The 18,266-nt window shown below is 43.5% G+C and carries 15 protein-coding genes; 9 read left to right on the forward strand and 6 right to left on the reverse strand.

All coding sequences use genetic code 11. The features are described from left to right. Positions 1-166: 166 nt before the first annotated feature. Entirely contained in the window at positions 167-1,357 is a 1,191-nt protein-coding gene (locus AB6E51_RS03605; protein ID WP_017065416.1) for an amino acid aminotransferase, read from the forward strand. A gap of 124 nt (positions 1,358-1,481) precedes the next feature. Here the strand turns inward: AB6E51_RS03605 and AB6E51_RS03610 are convergent, their stop codons facing one another. Next, positions 1,482-2,123 (reverse strand): outer membrane beta-barrel protein, encoded by a 642-nt coding sequence (locus AB6E51_RS03610; RefSeq protein ID WP_102333202.1) that lies wholly within the window; start codon positions 2,121-2,123, stop codon positions 1,482-1,484. 150 nt (positions 2,124-2,273) lie between these two features. On the opposite strand from AB6E51_RS03610, the gene AB6E51_RS03615 reads away from it, so the two are divergent. Next, positions 2,274-4,163: a DUF294 nucleotidyltransferase-like domain-containing protein gene (locus AB6E51_RS03615; RefSeq protein WP_048609207.1), complete on the forward strand. Its 1,890-nt coding sequence runs from the start codon at positions 2,274-2,276 to the stop codon at positions 4,161-4,163. 5 nt (positions 4,164-4,168) lie between these two features. Beyond that, positions 4,169-4,885: a 3'-5' exonuclease gene (locus AB6E51_RS03620; protein ID WP_050634574.1), complete on the forward strand. Its 717-nt coding sequence runs from the start codon at positions 4,169-4,171 to the stop codon at positions 4,883-4,885. A 211-nt stretch (positions 4,886-5,096) separates the two neighbouring features. Here AB6E51_RS03620 and AB6E51_RS03625 read toward each other — a convergent pair whose 3' ends face one another. From AB6E51_RS03625 to AB6E51_RS03640, 4 genes are all read right to left on the reverse strand, one after another. Then, positions 5,097-6,986, reverse strand: coding sequence for a GGDEF domain-containing protein (locus AB6E51_RS03625; RefSeq protein WP_017065412.1), 1,890 nt, complete (start codon positions 6,984-6,986; stop codon positions 5,097-5,099). 20 nt (positions 6,987-7,006) lie between these two features. Continuing rightward, positions 7,007-8,155: an extracellular solute-binding protein gene (locus AB6E51_RS03630; RefSeq protein WP_029235305.1), complete on the reverse strand. Its 1,149-nt coding sequence runs from the start codon at positions 8,153-8,155 to the stop codon at positions 7,007-7,009. A 351-nt stretch (positions 8,156-8,506) separates the two neighbouring features. Further along, on the reverse strand, positions 8,507-9,601 hold the full coding sequence (gene serC, locus AB6E51_RS03635) for a 3-phosphoserine/phosphohydroxythreonine transaminase (RefSeq protein ID WP_017065411.1): 1,095 nt from the start codon (positions 9,599-9,601) through the stop codon (positions 8,507-8,509). A 163-nt stretch (positions 9,602-9,764) separates the two neighbouring features. Further along, entirely contained in the window at positions 9,765-11,027 is a 1,263-nt protein-coding gene (locus AB6E51_RS03640; RefSeq protein ID WP_102333198.1) for a DUF945 family protein, read from the reverse strand. Between the two features lie 183 nt (positions 11,028-11,210). On the opposite strand from AB6E51_RS03640, the gene AB6E51_RS03645 reads away from it, so the two are divergent. The 3 genes from AB6E51_RS03645 to AB6E51_RS03655 all read left to right on the forward strand — a co-directional run bounded on the left by AB6E51_RS03645 (position 11,211) and on the right by AB6E51_RS03655 (position 14,473). After that, positions 11,211-13,154: an ATP-binding protein gene (locus tag AB6E51_RS03645; RefSeq protein WP_017060404.1), complete on the forward strand. Its 1,944-nt coding sequence runs from the start codon at positions 11,211-11,213 to the stop codon at positions 13,152-13,154. Next, positions 13,147-13,644, forward strand: coding sequence for a response regulator (locus AB6E51_RS03650; protein WP_017065410.1), 498 nt, complete (start codon positions 13,147-13,149; stop codon positions 13,642-13,644). Before AB6E51_RS03645 ends, AB6E51_RS03650 begins: the two co-directional genes overlap by 8 nt. A gap of 286 nt (positions 13,645-13,930) precedes the next feature. Beyond that, positions 13,931-14,473, forward strand: coding sequence for a hypothetical protein (locus tag AB6E51_RS03655; RefSeq protein WP_017065409.1), 543 nt, complete (start codon positions 13,931-13,933; stop codon positions 14,471-14,473). A 161-nt stretch (positions 14,474-14,634) separates the two neighbouring features. Here AB6E51_RS03655 and AB6E51_RS03660 read toward each other — a convergent pair whose 3' ends face one another. Continuing rightward, positions 14,635-15,216 carry a TfoX/Sxy family DNA transformation protein gene (locus AB6E51_RS03660; protein ID WP_017060401.1) on the reverse strand — a complete coding sequence of 194 codons (582 nt, stop codon included), beginning with the start codon at positions 15,214-15,216 and terminating at the stop codon, positions 14,635-14,637. Positions 15,217-15,573: 357 nt separating this feature from the next. Here AB6E51_RS03660 and AB6E51_RS03665 point away from each other — a divergent pair, with 357 nt between their 5' ends. From AB6E51_RS03665 to AB6E51_RS03675, 3 genes are all read left to right on the forward strand, one after another. Continuing rightward, entirely contained in the window at positions 15,574-16,494 is a 921-nt protein-coding gene (locus AB6E51_RS03665) for an HDOD domain-containing protein (RefSeq protein WP_017066065.1), read from the forward strand. A gap of 54 nt (positions 16,495-16,548) precedes the next feature. Beyond that, positions 16,549-17,454, forward strand: a complete 906-nt coding sequence (locus AB6E51_RS03670; protein WP_017071961.1) for a lysine exporter LysO family protein — start codon at positions 16,549-16,551, stop codon at positions 17,452-17,454. A 174-nt stretch (positions 17,455-17,628) separates the two neighbouring features. Next, entirely contained in the window at positions 17,629-18,156 is a 528-nt protein-coding gene (locus tag AB6E51_RS03675) for a hypothetical protein (protein WP_017066066.1), read from the forward strand. Positions 18,157-18,266 lie beyond the last annotated feature (110 nt).

The raw sequence follows: 18,266 nt of genomic DNA on the forward strand, positions 1-18,266 counted from the left end.
GTTAATCCGTAGGGTGTTTTGTTATCAAATATCCTCTTTAGTCAATAAATCTGATTGAAATGGATTTTTTTTGGTCTTTCTGTTCACTTCGTATTGTCTTAAAAATTCCATACAGGTATAACTACCCATAGATACTATCCCCTCTCAATTGACATGGATGAAGATTATGTTTGAAAAAGTGTTAGCTGCTCCCGCCGATCCTATCCTCGGCCTTACTGAAGAGTTTAAAAAAGACTCTCGTGCAGAGAAAATCAACCTTGGCGTTGGCATCTACAAAAATGAAGATGGTCAAACACCAGTACTTAAAACAGTAAAGAAAGCAGAAGCTGCACTTCTTGAAAACGAAAAAACCAAATCTTACCTAACGATTGAAGGTACAGCTGAATACGGTCTAGCGGTTCAGAAACTTCTTTTCGGTTCAGACGCAGAGATCGTTGCATCTCAACGCGCTAAAACAGCACAAGCTCCAGGTGGTACAGGTGCACTTCGCGTAGCGGGTGAATTCATCAAGCGCCAACTGGGCGAAGTGAAAATCTGGATCAGTAACCCAACTTGGGCTAACCACAACGGCGTTTTCGCAGCTGCGGGTATCGAAACTGCTCAATACAGCTACTACAACGCTGAAACTAAAGACAAAGACTTCGCTGGCATGGTTGCTGACCTAGAGAAAGCTTCTGAAGGCGATATCGTTCTTCTTCACGGCTGCTGTCACAACCCAACAGGTATCGACCCAACAACTGAAGAGTGGGAAGTTCTTGCTAAACTGGTTGCTGAGAAGAAACTGCTTCCTCTATTCGATTTTGCTTACCAAGGTTTTGCAAAAGGCGTTGAAGAAGATGCTGCTGGCCTACGTATTTTTGCTCAATACAACAAAGAGATCCTTGTTGCTAGCTCGTTCTCTAAGAACTTCGGCTTGTACAACGAGCGTGTTGGTGCATTCACTCTGGTTGCTGAATCAGCAGACGTAGCAACGACAGCATTCTCTCAAGTTAAGAGCATTATCCGCTCTATCTACTCTAACCCACCAGCCCACGGCAGTGCTGTCGTTACTCACATCCTTGGTGATGCTGATCTACGTGCTGAATGGGAAGCAGAAGTAGCAGAAATGCGTGACCGTATCCAAGAGATGCGCGAGCTATTTGTAACAACACTGAAATCAGAAGGTGTTGATGCAGACTTCACATTCATCGAACGTCAAAACGGCATGTTCTCTTTCTCTGGCCTAAGCAAAGAGCAAGTAACTCGCCTAAAAGACGAATTCGCAATCTACATTGTTGGTTCTGGCCGTATCAGTGTTGCTGGTATGACTAAGTCAAACATGGGTCCTCTATGTAAAGGTATCGCTGCGGTTCTTTAATCGAAAAGCGAAACCTTTATTTGCAGACCAATAGATATGCAAAAGCCAGCAATCAAGCTGGCTTTTTTGTGTCTGCCTCTTTGTATATAAGAGCTATTAGGGCATGTAGCCTTTTCGTTACTGGCTAATACTCTAGGAAAAATTCCACACCTAGCTCGTTAGTACGTTCGCTACGAATTTTACCTTCACCATCTCGATGTTGGTATGACCCACCAATCGCAAACTTGTTGGTCACTAGATAACGTAAACCTAAGTGATAGATCTGTTCATCAAACAGGTCACTTCGATTCACTTGCACACTCCCGTTAGCTATCCAACGTTTCGCAAATCCATAGTTAAGCTCAGCTTTTACCCCTTGGATGAACTCGGTGTCTGAAGATTCAGTTCGGTTGGTGTCATTATCTTCAACCTTACCTTTCGTGATACCAAGCAGGTAGTAAGCCACTATATCTAAATCTTTCTTAATGCTGTAACGGTAACCAACACCTGGCATCAGCGTATCAATTCGAGTTGTGGTGTCATCAGGGTGAATGAAGCGTGCGCTGTAGTCTCCCAGCAGCAACCAATCATCCGTCATCGCGTAACTGACGCCTAATCCATAAGACGAGGCATTGTTATTACTGCCTGCATCTTCATTTAAACTGCCCGAATGCGCCGTGGCATAAATATGGTCGTAATCTAAAATATCCACCGCGTTAGTGTCCGCCCACAAACTTGGAGAAAACATAAAAACCGCAGATACAAAACTAAGCTTCCACTTCGACATTCCTATCATCCTTAAACTGTCACTCCATTAATTGAAAGGTTAGTCTATCCATAAGACTTTAAAAAGGTTTTAGCTCACAGATTGATTTGTGACGGCAAAATATTATCAAATGTTGTACCATGAAATCATACAAACCAATGGATGATCATTATGGATGCTGAGTTATTAGAGATTCAAAACTTTCTGGCACAATACCCCCCTTTCACAGAACTCCCTGAGGAGATGTTGGCGAAAGTGACCAGTAGCGTGGAAATTTCTTATTACCGCCAAGATACCCCTATCATTCACTTTGGTGATCAAATACATGACTTATACATCGTTCGAAGTGGCGAAGTCGAAGTCTATCGTCGTAAAGGCGAACTCTATAACCGCCTTGATGAAGGCCACTTGTTCGGTCAAATGGGCCTACTGACCAACAACAAGGTGCGTTTTCCAGTTAAAGCGACTGAAGACACCCTACTCTACTGTATTCCTGAGCCTATCTTCCAAGAGCTCTACGACAACTACGACTCCTTTGCCGATTTCGTAGAAGTAGAAGATAACGCACGACTGCGCCAAGCCAACTCAGACAGCAACGACGCTAACGACCTAACAACATCCAAGGTTAAAACGCTACTGACCAGCGAAGCGCCAATGATCGAAAAAACGCGCACCATTCAGCAAGCCGCGACCATGATGGCACAAGATAATGTTTCCTCTTTGCTGATCATCGACCCAGATATCGTTGAAGATGATGAAGATGACTCAACACCCGTGATTGGCATCATCACCGACCGAGATTTATGTACGCGTGTCCTCGCCGAAGGTCTCGACCCATCGGATGAAGTATCCAGCGTGATGACGCCCGAGGTTATCTCACTCGACCACAATGCCTATGTATACGAAGCCATGATGACCATGCTTCGCTACAACGTGCACCATTTGCCAGTACTTAAAGATAAGAAGCCGATTGGTATTATTGAAGCGACCGATATTGTTCGTTACGAATCTCAAAACTCACTGCTATTGGTAAGTAGTATCTTCCAACAACAAAGCATTGAAGATCTAAAGGTGCTTTCCGAGCAAGTGAAAGACAGCTTTGTGCGCTTGGTTAACGAAGATGCCAATGCCCACATGGTGGGTACTGCAATGTCGGTAATTGGTCGTAGCTTTAAGCAGCGAATTATCGAACTGGGCGAAGAGAAATTGGGCAAGGCGCCTATTCCTTACTGTTTCCTCGCACTCGGCTCAATGGGGCGTGATGAACAGCTGCTGGTTACTGACCAAGATAACGCAATTATTCTTGATGATACCTACGACGAGAAAAAGCACGGTAAATACTTTGAGGAGCTGTCGACCTTCATTTGTGATGGCTTAGATCAGTGCGGCTATGTGTACTGTACTGGCGACATCATGGCGACTAACCCAACGTGGCGTATGACTCGTCGCCAATGGGAAGAGTGCTTTGCCGATTGGATTGATGATCCAAACCCGAAAGCACTGTTGAATGCTTCAATCTTCTTCGACTTAGATGGCGTTTATGGTCGTCTGAAATGGGCGGAACAATTGAACAGCTTTATTGTTCGACGCGCACGTAAGAACAACCGCTTCTTGGCGTGTCTTGCTCGTAACGCGCTCAACCGCACACCGCCGCTCGGTTTCTTCAAAGATTTCGTGATGGAGAAAGATGGCCGTCACAACAACTCTATCAACCTTAAGCGTCGTGGTACTGCGCCACTGGCCGATTTGATTCGTGTTCACTCGCTCGCGGTAGCGTCTCGCTCTAAGAACTCATTCGAACGCTTAGATGACATTATTGACGCTGGCATTCTGCCAAAAGGCCGAGCTCAAGATTTGAAAGATGCGATGGAGTTTATCTCTCTGGTTCGTATTCGCCACCAAGCACACGATGTCGACAACAACATTGAACCTGATAACAACATCGAGCCAGAGAACCTGTCTGACTTCGAACGACGTAACCTAAAGGATGCATTCCAAATATTAAGTAATGCGCAAAACTTCCTTAAGTTCCGTTATCAAGCCAGCAACAAGTTTAAGTAGGGCCTATGAACAAACTATTCAGATCACCTGCGGTCGATTGGCCATTTAAGTTTGCTCAGAAGCTAGAACGAGCGAGAGACGAGCGCTTAAAGCACTTTTATAGCCAACCTCTTCCTGCGCCTGATACGCCACTTTCAGAAGTGATGTTCTTGGCTGTCGACTTTGAAACGACGGGGTTAAACCCAAACAAAGACGGCATCATTACCATTGGTTTAGTGCCATTTACGCTCAATCGTATCTACTTGCGACAAGCTAAACACTGGACGCTGAGACCAAAACAGAAGTTGGAAGAAGAGTCTGTCGTGATTCATGGCATCACTCACAATGACATCATTGATGCGCCAGATCTTAGCGAAGTGTTGGGCGAGATCTTGGAATCAATGGCGGGACATATCCCAGTGGTTCACTATCGTCGTATCGAACGTGACTTTTTGGATAATGCATTGAAAGTGAGATTAGGTGAAGGCATTGAGTTCCCAGTCCTCGACACGCTCGAGATTGAATCTCAGATCCAAAATAAACTGGCTGGCGGCTTGTGGAATAAGCTAAAAGGTAAAAAGCCAGCTTCAGTGAGACTGGGGCAGAGTCGTCGTCGATACCACCTACCCGACTACACGCCGCATCATGCATTAACTGACGCTATTGCGACCGCTGAGCTACTCCAAGCACAGATAGCTCATCACTTTGACGCTGAGATGCCTTTGAAGAGTTTCTGGCTCTAGCTGAGTTACGTAAGCTAAATACAAACACAAAGCCCATCAACTTTCCATTGGTGGGCTTTTTCATTTTTATCGTCTGTGTTTAAGCAACGGTTGGCCCGACTAAGCGCATTTCCCATAAGCGTTTAAACATATTATAACGTCACACCGCAGCAGTTCCGCTCTAATGGACGTCGAAAATCGTGATCGCTATTTGTCAGCGTGATTGGCATTATTACTTCCCAACCACAGACAACGTTTGGTAATAAAGACGCTTTTGCTGATACATATTCTCATCAGCGACTGAGAACAATTGCTCAACGTCTGTTGAATTACTAGAGGCTGCACCAATCGAGAATCTGACAGGAATAGAGATACCCGCTTTAGTCTCGATTGCCTGTTGCTCCTGAGCAATGTACAACTGCTCAGTCATCTTTGCGACATTGAGCGAACTCGACTCACCAGACGTTAAGGTAAGCACCGCAAATTCATCTCCACCCAAACGGTATAGATTACTGGCAGGTGTCAATTCGTGGCTGATTACGTCTACGCAGCGCTGTATCAGCTCATCCCCGATCTCATGCCCATGAACATCATTGGTCGTTTTCAAGCCATTGATATCAATAATGATCAAAGAAATCTGATTTTGATTGTCGTTAATGCTGCGTTTACTGAATTCGAGATCTTCATTAAAAGCTTTACGATTCAAACAGCCAGTCGGCATGTTAATCCGTGTAATATTTTCGAGCTCTAGCCAACCAGCTAACTGTTTTTGGTACATGTCAAAAATCAGAAGATCTTCTTCACTGAGGACATCAAATGAACTTGAACAAAAATACCCGATCGCCGTCCCCTGTGAGTCACAGAGTATCAGGTCAGCCTCGCCAGTCCGGTTAAAATGAAACTGAATCGAATGTTGAACAAGTAATGTCTTTAACTCTTGATCGACCATTTGAGGAATCAACCGATATTCAGCCGCGTGTCTTGATGATGCAAACTGAACGATCTTCAAAAGACGATGCTTCTGGGATTCTTCACGCGCGAGCGAATACGTTAACTTGCTGGTTTTCTCTTCAACTAAGTCCTCTAGCAGAACATTAAACCTTTCGAGTTTATCGTTACTTTCTGTAAGCTCACGGACTTGGTATTGTATGCGACCCCACAAGGTTTCCAATAAACGACTCAGCGTGACGAACTCTGTAAAACGATGTTCATCCACACTATGAGTCGGTGACTGGTTATGCGAATACGACGTAACAGATTCAGCCAACAGGTTTAACTGCCCTGAGAACCAGCGGCTTAGGAACAGAGCAAACACAATCGCGATGGCAAGCGTCGCCACCAATATTCTGACAAAGACCACCTGAGCTTGTTGCATCTCTAATAAACGCTCACTGTCGGAAATATGATGTTTGACGTTCAGTACCAATTTGTCGGTAAAGAATGTGCTGTCGATAGAGATAATGTTCGCACTTTGTTCAGAAGATTGAGCATCCGTTGAATCAATATAGTTAAACTCAACCGACTCATTTTGATAAAGGAAAGGCGTCACTTTAGTCTTAAGTCTGTCATACCCCATAAGAACCACAAGATAACCCTGCGGCGTGTATGTAGAACCTTCTATCAAACGATAAGGTAAAATCGGCGCGACAAAAGCGATACCTGCAGCGGCATTATCCGCCACTTCAGTTTCGGTAAACTCGGTGTGGAACAATTTCCCTTGCCCATAAACCGATTGAGGACGCTTCAAGCTTTCTAATAACTGGCTCTGCTCAAAATGGTACAAGCTGCCTTTGCTGTCATAAATGGGCTTCCAGTTTTGGTCCAGAATATAAGTCGCGGACACACTCTCCGCTAGCGCATTGAAGCTATCCATCTTGTCCCAAACAACACTCGAGAAAAAGATATTACCACCCGCTTTAATCAATGATCGGTCATGCGAATACCATTGAGTTAGGCTCGCCGTCAGCTTAATTTGCTCTTGTACGGTTTGACGAATACCGGTCGTAGAGTTGTCCAGCTTGGTTTCTTTTTGCTCTAAAGAACTTTGGTTTTGTTTATTGAGAATCAACTGTCCCGCTAGGTAAACAGGAAGCATTGAGCAAGCCAGCAACACCAAGCCCATGGTGTATTTTAATGATAGCTTCAATCTCTTACCCTCATATTCGCCGAGTAATATTGAACAAAATCATTGTAAAACTTATGCAGTTCACTCTTTGGCATCCCTGACTTGTAACGCTGATACGCCCGAGCCGATGCCTCCCAAACGATCGCCATCTTGTAGTCACTCGACATCATTTGCGATGCTTGAAACTCATCGTACATATTTGAAAGTGTCTGGTTACCTTCCTCAACACGGCGTTGATTAACCTCATAAAACGGCGAAACCATGGCACTCGAGTGAGCTAAATAGGTGAAACTGTTTGATTGCAGGTATTGAACGACTTCTTTCAAAGCCAATTTCTTATCTGGGTTTTGCATGCCTTTTTCCGTGACAGCAAAAACCTTTGCGCCACTAAATGAAGACATACTTTCACCACGATAGGTCGGCAACGAATTGATGTACAAATCTCGACCAAAGGCGGCATCGAGTTCGCTGAACGCCCAATCACCGTCAATCAAAAACTCGACTTCCCCATTGATGAACCTCTGCCTCGCGCAAATATCGCTGCACGATGATTCGATGACTTTTTTCTGCTGCAACATGTCGATGAAATCAAAGATAGCAACTAACCCTTCACCATTAACATTCTTCGACGATAATAAGTCTTCAGAAAAAAGCTGATAGAAAGCTAGATAGAAGTACATGTTTGGATTGGGAAAAAGCACGCTCACTTGATCGGACTGAGCAGAGCGTTCAATTAGGCTCTCCCATGTCACGACTTGCGCTTGAGGCTTGCTCGAATACAGAACGACTTGGTTTCCAATACCAACCGGTAACGCCTTAAGCTCACCGTTGATGACCACTGCATCAAGCGCTTTTTTCTCATAGCGTTGGGTATCGACCCAAGCATCAGGAAGCGTCGCTAAATCGATATATTCAGTTAGACCTAAGAAGTCAGAAGGAACCCAGATGGCGTCGGGAAAGGTATTGTCTCTAGGATCAGCAACAAGCAGTTCAGAACGAATACTGTTGACGTCAAACGAACGAATTTCTACACGATGATCAGTCATCGCTTCGATATGTTCTTTTACATAATCGGCCGTTTCATAATTAATACCAGCCCATATTTCAAGTGTGGACGAACAAGCAACGGCCGGAAATAGCATCGCAAATAGACTCAATAACCTCACACTTGGTTCCTTGTGGTAAAAATTAGACGTTGGATTTTAATCGCCCATCAATAAACCGGGCGATGCGGCTTATCGCTCACTGCTCATGATTAGAGACCTAGCTTTGGGCGACACGTTATATAGTAAAAAGTGCCTAAATAACAGTTGATACTCTCGCTTTAAGAGAAAGGTCTGCTCATTCTGATACATCCGTCATATCTCTGGATGACTGTTCTTACAATAAATCAACATACCATACCCTTTATTATTAACGACAAAAAAAATGCCGCAAAAGCGGCATCTATCTCGTTCGGTGCATTCGACACAATAAAAATCAAATAAGCAATTTATCAGTCAAAGCCCTATCATCGATTAAGCGTATTTCTCTTCGAAATCTTTCATGAAGCTAACCAGCGCTTGAACGCCTTCCAGAGACATTGCGTTGTAAAGTGAAGCTCTCATTCCACCTACTGCTCTATGCCCTTTCAGTGATTTCAGACCTGCAGCATCAGCCAATTCTAGGAACTTGCCATCTAACTCAGGTTTCGCCAGTTGGAACGGCACGTTCATTCTAGAACGGTTTGCAGTGTGAACATCGTTTTTGTAGAAAGCTGAGCTATCGATTGCATCGTAAAGCAGCGCTGCTTTCTCTTTGTTCACCAACTCCATCGCTTCAACGCCACCTTGAGCTTTCAGCCACTTGAACACAAGGCCTGATAGGTACCAAGCGTACGTTGGTGGTGTGTTGAACATTGAGTCTTTTTCAGCAAGTACTTTGTAGTTCAGAATACTCGGCAACACGTCGTTTGCGAGTTCGAGTAGATCATCACGTACGATTGCAATGCAGATACCCGCAGGGCCGATATTCTTTTGCGCGCCCGCGTAGATAACACCGTACTGAGACACATCAATCTTACGAGACAGAATGTTAGATGACATATCCGCTACGATTGGCTTATCCGTTTGAGGAAGCTCGCTGATTTCAATACCATCGATGGTTTCATTCGGACAGAAATGTACATACGCAGCTTCCGGGTCAATTTTCCAATCTTTAGCCGGAACAACCGCTGCTTTACCATCAATTGACGTCTTCGCGTTGAATACATCGATTTCGCAATATTTGCTCGCTTCAGTCACTGCACTTTCTGCCCAGTAACCCGCATCAATGTAAGTCGCTTTCGTCGCATCACCTAAAAGGTTTAGAGGAACAGCAGCGAATTGAGCACGAGCGCCCCCCTGACAGAAAAGAACTTTGTAGTTGTCTGGGATGTTCAGAAGATCACGTAGGTCCTGTTCGGACTCGTCAGCAACTTGAATAAATTCCTTGCTGCGATGGCTGATTTCCATCACGGAAGTCCCTAAACCATTCCAATCAATAAAGTCCGCTTGCGCTTGTTTCATTACCGGTTTAGGCAGTGCAGCTGGGCCAGCACTGAAGTTGAATACGTTATCTAATGTAAGTTCCATGGGGATGATTGCTCCTGCTAAATAATAACTATGCAAGTAATACCATGTTTTACCCAACATAAAAACAACAAAAGAGGTCTTAAGACCTCTTTTGTTTTGTACCGTATAAAATGTTTAAGCTTAACCTGCTAAATCACCCTATCAGTATTCACGCCTGCTCTGTTTATTGAACAAAAACCGGCATAAGTAGAGCGATTAATGGAATTTCTTGTCCATTTTCGAACACTAGGTTTCCATTTTCTAAGTCAGCGCTGATTTCATAACCACTGTCTGTTTCCTTGATCATTTCCATCACAAGCAATTCATCGATACCTTCACGGATGAATGGATACTCTTCAACAAGTTCATTTGAGAAGCTAGAGTGAACGTTGCCCGTTAATGCAAGCATGATCATCGAAGGGTTGCTGCTGATGTTTTCGGTCCCTTCCGGCACGCTCACCAACCACTTAGATTCGAACTGTCCCTTACCTAACTCTAACGACATGTTGTTCATTGAAAGGTCGAAACCTTTAGCAAACAGGATATCGATAAATGGAATGATCTCTGCAACGTCTTCTTGCGTCATCACAGGATTAGATTGGTAAATCTCAAAGATTTTCTCAAACGACTCGCTATCCAACTTCGACATTTCAAAATCGACGTTTAGGTTGTTCAACTGGCCTTCACTGGTCTCGATGTTTGCGATATCTAGCTTGAGGTTGCTGCGCAGACGCTTAGTTGCTTCATCTAGATGTGATTCAAAATCGTACTTAGAATTTTCAATGGTCATGAAAGGCTGCATTGCAGAATCTGAAACCAAGAAGCTATCGATAGTAAAATTCTGAGTACCTAACCAGTAGCCTTTCGCTTGTTGGCCTGAACCCACACCTTTCAGATTAGACAGCGTTACCTCTTCACCGGTTTCAAAATCAATTTGAACTGAAGGGATTGAAAGCTCGTAATCAACTTGGCCTAAAACAGTCGCATGGCCAGAAAGATTCGATTTAGTGATCGAGACCGAAGTCCCATTCTCTTCAGAACCTTGGTGATTGAACTGGCTTAACTCAAAGTTAAAGTCAGTGTTGCCGTTTAGCTCAGTACTAGTGGTCAGAGTTAAAGGCAGAATATCGGTATTCTCAAACGTCGACAGTGCATTTAGACTCACCAAACCATGGCTAACCGCACTATTTATGACAAACTCACTCGGCAACCCATCAATCGCAAGTTGCTCTTTCAGGTTTTCATCCATCACAGTTAAACGAGTGGTTACGTTGGAAGACAAGTAACCTCTATCGTATTCCACGATCTCAGCTTGAATGCTTGAATTGTTAAGCTTTGCAACGCCATCGGTAATCGCATTTTGTCCAATTTGCCCAACCGCTAGCGGCCAACAAAGTGCCAGTGAGATTGCTCCGCCAATAGCACCAATTTTTCTTAACTGTTCCATGAGTTCTCTTTCTACACGTGTCTATTTTTTTTAGTCTAACCCATCAGTAGCAAACAAGAAACATTGAGTTAAATCAGTCTATTGCTCGATACTTCGATTGCCTCAATAAATTAACGGCTAGCTCTCATCCTTATTCGGCGGTTCTTGCTAGGCTAAAGACGTCGCTACTATTAAGGTTGAGCTGTGAATCAATACGCTGTTATCTGTTTGGACAATAATCCGGTTAGCATTGAAAGAATACGTTCGGAGCTGGCTCCGTTGGCTTCTGTATTCGATATTTATACTGCCGAGAACATAGAAGACGCACATCACGCATTAGAAGATATTCATGATCACAACCAAACCGTTGCCTTGGTGATCACTCATCATCATTCTGAATTTAATGGCGTGCAATTCCTGATTGAACTTCAACAGCTGCCCCATAGTAATACCGCAAGAACGATATTAGTCAGCGCTTCGTCAGACATTCAATCCATTTTAACCGCTGTGAATGAAGGTAGGCTCAACCACTGTTTAACCAAACCGGTTCAAGATCAGGTTCTGTTCAAATCAGCGCAAAAAGAGCTGACCTCTTTTGTTATCCAATACGACTCAGAAAACCTGCTCTCTTACAGCGATGCATTGGATCAACAACGCTTACTCAGAGCGCACATTGAGCAAAAGATTCACTCTTTCCAATCGGGTTTCATTCACGACTACCACCAGCTTTCTGATAATGCCCTTGCAGAACGTGTCGTCAGTGCCTTACAAGATGTGTTTTCAAAAGATGACAAAACTAAGGCCATTCGTGACTATTCCCCCGAGCATCTACTCACTGTGGAAGGCGAAGACAATCGCTTTTTATGGCTGATCATTGAGGGTGAAGCAGCTCTTTATAAGAAAGATGAACTTGGGCAACAGCGGGAAGTGGTACGTCACTCCAAAGGGAACATTGTTGGCGGGATGTCATTTGTAACAGGCGAGCCTTCGTTTTCTACGGCGATCACCCTAACGCAGACTCGCGTTATCAAACTGGATAAAGATAGCTTTGCTCAGGTGATGCATTCAAACAATACCCTGCTGCCTTTATTTACCAATCTATTGCTCCGTCATTTTAATCGACGTTTGCAACGCAGCATCACCAATAAGATCAAACTGCAGCAGACACTAGAATCATTAGAGTCTGCACATCAACAACTGATCGAGAAAGAGAAAATGGCGATGCTCGGGCAGCTAGTCGCGGGAGTCGCACATGAGCTGAATAACCCGATTGCTGCCATATTAAGAAGCATCGAAACTCTGTCAGACCATCTCGACCAAATATTGGCAAACCTATCCGTTCCAGAGTCCAATAAAGGGACTGACGTACTGGCACATTCAAAGTTAGCTAAGCCACTATCAACAGCCCAAGAAAGACAGCTCGTAAAGCATCTTACGTCGACGATTAATGACCGTGCTTTAGCAAAAAAAGCCGTGAGACTAAACCTAAGCCAAGACTCTACGGTTCTAAACACATTAAAGGCGTCCCCTGTCGCAGGCAAAGAGCTGCTCAATGACTTAGAGCATTACCATTATGTTGGAAACTCTATCCGCTCAATTCAAGTGTGCAGCAAGCGTATTGCCGATATGGTCAAAAGCTTAAAAAGCTATGCTAGAGAAGATGAAGAAGTTCGCCACTACACAGATATCCACGAAGGGCTTGAAGATACCTTAGTGATCTTCGAAAACAGGCTTAAACACCACCAACTCGAAAAGCATTACGATACCGACTTACCGCCTTTATTGTGCCAGTCGCTCTCGCTGCAACAAGTGTGGACCAACCTTATCTCCAATGCGCTCGATGCCCTATCTGAACGAGGAAAAGTGACCATCACCACTTCTCAACAGACAAAAGGCGACGACGCGTTTCTTGTGGTGCAAATCTCCGATACTGGCCACGGCATTGCCAAAGAAGACATCAACACCATTTTCAACCCAAATTTCACGACTAAAAAAGAAGGCAACTTTGGTTTAGGGATTGGGTTATCCATTTCTCAACAAATCGTTTCGGCTCATCAAGGGTTTATTTTGGTGGAGTCAGAGGTAGGCAGCCATACAAACATGCAAGTGTGGCTTCCATTCAAACAAGAAGGAGCACCTCATGAATAAGTACCTAATTTTATGTGTCGATGATGAACCTGAAGTTCTCAATAGTGTCCTTCAGGACTTGGCGATATTTGAAGAGAACTTTCTGGTTGAAGGTGCAGAGTCGGTCGATGAAGCCAAGCAAGTAATCAAAGAAATGGGACAAGATGGTATTAAGCTCGCGTTAATCTTATGCGACCACATCATGCCAGAAGAAACCGGCATTGATTTTCTGATCGAACTCAACCAACACGACGCTACTAAACCAACGCGTAAGCTGTTGCTCACCGGGCAAGCTGGGCTAGAAGATACCGTCACAGCCATTAACAACGCAGCACTTGATTTCTATATTTCAAAACCTTGGCAAGGCGACCAACTGAGAGACACGATTACTCAACAATTGACTGACTATGTCATTGCCAACGACAAGCAATTGCTAAACTGGACTTCCATCTTAGATACCGAGCGCATACTGACTTCAATGGCGGATAAACGCACCAGTTTTGGTGAATAGCACTGATTGGTTAATGGATACTGAGAATAGCGTCATCCGATATAAAAACCTTCCGAATGTATACAAATTTTGGATAATTCGCTCGTCTATTTTTCTCATTCGCCCTAAACATGAGATCTCCGTTACATACTGATCCTTAATTTGCTTGTTTTTTAACTAAATGAGTAAGGTTTTACATTTTAAAGGATTACTTTTCCGTGAGTTAGATTAAACTGTCTCAATGTTTATGGTTTGCCGATTTGTCTCAAACCAAAGGAATTAACACTAATATAGGTTTACGGTCGTTATGCGCAAAATTCTACTTACTACCGCTATGCTATTGGCTTCTGGTCAAGCACTAGCTGTTGATGAACAACCACAGGTAATGAGCAACTTTAACTATGATTACTTTGAAGCACGTATCGGTGCTAGCCCAGTAACATTTGGTGGTGCGTTCAGTAAGTCCATTCACCCGAACGCTCACGCTATAGCACGTATCGATTCAGAATTTGAAAGCGATTACGACTCAGCTGTAGGTCTTGGTTTCCACGCTCCATTAAACAACTGGGCAGACCTAACAGGTGAAATGCTAGCTCGTATCGTTCAACCTGAGAACTCAAGCTCTACTGATATCGGTATGGAAATCAACATTGGTGTTCGCCAATGGCTTGGTCCACAACTAGAAGTTGGTGGTAAAGGTGGTTACGTTTCTATCGATGACAACGATGATTGGACAGGTTCTGTTTACGCGCGTTTCCACTCTACAGAGCTTTTCTCTTTAGGTGCTGAAGCTCGTATTAACGACTTCTACGGTGACCAACTTATGTTCACTGCTCGCTTCAAGTACTAATACTTAAAGCTCAAGCCCTAGCAAATAAGCTCTCTATGAGCACTTAGCCTTTTGATACTTAGTCTTTTAAGAAATCCGGCTAAGACAGAAACAAAAAAACCGAGGACATTCCTCGGTTTTTATTTATTAACAGTAATCTTAAGCATATAAGGTAAACTTCTTTAGTGGCAGCTCTTTAGTAATTGCTGCTTGCGTGGCTCTTGTAATAGTTTCCAGTGAATACCATCAATTGCACCCGCAAATTTCCAAAGTAGTTTTAGGTCAACATCGTTTCCGTACGCTTCGCGAACCTTATTAAACACTTCAGGTGCGCCCAACTGCATAAACATTGAAACATCATCCACACCCGCCTTTTTAACCATGCGCTCTAACGTAAGCTGCATGTTTGGTAGATCTCTTAATCTACGGCTAGCTGATGACTTCTTGAAGCTACGCTGCTGAATTGAATTATCGATTGAAGTACGAATAATACTATCCAATTCAGGATGTTCACAGGTAAACAGATCCGTAATGTCGTAATAGTTTACGGTTGCTGTTGTCTGCTTCTTTACATGACGATACTTTTCACAATCAAGATCGGTCAGTTTTTTATCTAATGATTTTCCACCTCTAATGAATAAACAACCTTCACTCAATAAAGCGAACATAGCGTCATTTTGAAAGAGGCCAATACCTCCGAACATAGAACGTTTTTGATGCTCACCAAATTGATTCACGTAATTAATAAATGCTGTCTCGGTCATATCCGTTGATCCTTAATCAAATTACCCCGATTAGGTTGATCACCAGACAAGCAGCTTGTTATGCGAAAATTTTAAATCTATTTTGTTATTCTATAGGTGAATATTATGGTTTCGTTTTTCACCTTTAAATAAATCATACTTCGAAAAGAAAAATAAGTCTGGACTTAGTTCACATCAATCAATTGAGTATTCCGGTTTTTCATGATTGACTTCACAGTAAACTATCAAACCATGCTTGAATTTGGACACCTAGTGATACACCGGTTCAAATTATTAAAGGTTATGTAGACGGGTGAGTATTGCCTCGCAGCATCGTGGCTTGTAAAATGGCAGGACAGACCTGTTTTTACTTTTTATATGAATCATTTATCGTTTTTCTGGCTACCTCAAAATAAGACTCTTCTCTTAAAGGGTCTAGAATCAGAGTTTGCCCAACTTGTTGGACATTCTATCTCAGCGGGAAAAATAACACTTCCTCCTATCCCTAACGTTGTACTGAAGATTCAATCGCTTTGTACCCTTGAATCAACTGGGATTGCTGACGTTGCCGAGTGCTTACTCGAAGACCCAGGCCTCGCTGCTATTGTCATTCGTGTGGCTAACTCTGTCGTCTTTAACCGACGTAATATTACTTGTGTTGATATTATGACGGCGGTGTCGCGCCTTGGCATATTAAGAGTACGTGACATCGTGACGGCTCAGGCTATTGAGCAACTCAAACACTCAGTCAACCTCAGTAAAGAATGTAATAAGGTATTGGTTCAGAGCGCTTCTGTATCAAAAGAGCTGGGCGCTACTATGGTGCTTGTTACCAACAGCTTCAAAGAGCTCTCCCCTACTGAATACCGTTACCTTGAGCATGAAAAATCGCTGCTTGTTGGATTACTGGCTGATATTGGTTTGTTCTGTTTGGTTAGCGAATACCACCTCTACCTCGAAAATGGCAATTACCTAGATCACGACATCGCTCTACAAATCTTCCAAGGCCAATGTTCTGCTACCAGTAAATTGGTGCTTAACCGTTGGGGCTTCGACAGCGACTTTATTGATGTGTGCAGCAATACCATCAATAACCACGAACAGCGTGAAGTCTCTTACTTAGATATCGCTCGAATCGCTAACCACCTGCTGATGTTCAGAAACAAGGATGAGAACATCGATGATCACGAAGTTGAACTTAACGTGACAGGTGCAGAGGTGCTTTATAAATTAAGCAACTTGAGCAAGCATGATTTTAATGCAAAGCTAAGCGACGTGATCAATACTAGCGGCTTCTAAGTCACTGTTAAATTACAAGTAAGTGTAATATGAAGTAAATGCAATGGGGAAAGCATGTTTACAGGGATGATCTTTATATTTGCGCCACTCGTCGTGGGGTATCTTTTTGCAATTTCGAACGCTCAGACATTAGAATTTATCAACCGCTCAACATCGCGGTTGATCTACGTGATTCTGGCGTTAATGGGACTAAGCTTAGCCGCCCTCGATAACCTAGGCAGTAACCTGCAGACAATCCTTCTATATACCGTCACTTTCTTTGTCTGCTTAAGCGTATGTAACCTAATGGCACTGCCCGCTATTGATAAGTTATTGCCACTCAAAACCGACAGTAGCAAGAAGAAGCTTCCCCTCTCTTCTATGGCGATGGAATCTGCAAAACTCATCTTAGTGGTAGGTTCAGGGCTAATCGCTGGCTTAGTGCTGCCTATTGGCCTTGATTGGGTTGATACCGCAAGCGAATGGATTCTGTTTGTTCTTCTATTCTTTATCGGCATTCAGCTGCGTAATAGCGGACTCACACTTCGTCAGATCTTACTCAACAAGCACGGTATGGTTATCGCAATCACCATTATCATCACCTCAATGTTAGGTGGTGTAATCGCGGCTTACATCCTAGATATCCCTCTGTTCAAAGCCTTGGCAATGTCTTCTGGATTTGGTTGGTACTCTCTGGCTGGTATCTTAATGGGTGACGCCTTTGGTCCTGTCTATGGTGGCGCTTCTTTCATGCTTGAGCTGTTAAGAGAGTTAGTTGCCTTGGTACTGATTCCAGTGCTAATTCGCAGCTACCCATGCACTTCCATTGGTTATGCTGGTGCGACTGCGATGGACTTCACCTTACCGGTCATTCAAACAACAGGCGGCGTTAGATGTGTGCCTATCGCTATCGTCAGTGGCTTTATCCTCAGCTTGCTTGTTCCGATATTGATGTTGTTCTTTGTATCTCTTGCTAACTAGATCGCAGGAATAGCGTTTGTTTTAGATTAGAATGCAACTCGAATACCAATGCCCAAGACACCGATACAGTTACCGAAATAAAAAGACACTAAGTGTCATTGCTCAACAAATAACGATCACGGTAACCTGTAACGACAAAGTTATAAAAAGAATAAACTTACAAAAGGAACCACTATGAAACGCCTTTGCGTCGCATTACTGCTAGCTTCAACTTCTACTTTCTCTTTTGCAGCAGATTCAATGTCTGAGACAAACCAGTGCCAAGCAAAAAAATATGATGCGTACATCGACGCTTCTTTGAATTGGTATGCCGACCTTGCTGCATTAACCTCTGAGCAATATCCAGAGCTAACAGAAGTGAGTGAGTGGTTCCTAGAAGGTCGTAAGCACCACTTTGAGCTTAACCGTGCTGCGGTTCACTACTACTTAGTAAACGACTCAAGCAAAGTGGCAACAGAGCAACCTGTAGAAGGTTGGTTGCAACTTGAGCAACACGACATTAAAACGCTATCAACACGTGATGATGAGCTTGGTAAAATCGCGAAAACAACATTCGATGACCGCCAATCAACGCCTCACGCTCAAAACTACGAACTACGTTCTGCCTTTGCAGAATTGCTTAGTCACCCTAAGCAAATCGACTCAGCGCTGCAGCGTTACAACCAGTCGATCAGTAAACTTGAAGCGATTAAGTGTAAATAACCCCGCATTTAATATGCTTTTTTGAGAAGTTGGATTTCATAATTAAGACGGGACATTGTTCCCGTTTTCGTTTAGATTGTCCCGCTCGCGTCAATATTAGAAAAATAACT

It is taken from the genome of Vibrio sp. 10N.247.311.47 (genome assembly GCF_041467535.1).
GTDB classification, from domain to species: domain Bacteria; phylum Pseudomonadota; class Gammaproteobacteria; order Enterobacterales; family Vibrionaceae; genus Vibrio; species Vibrio crassostreae_C.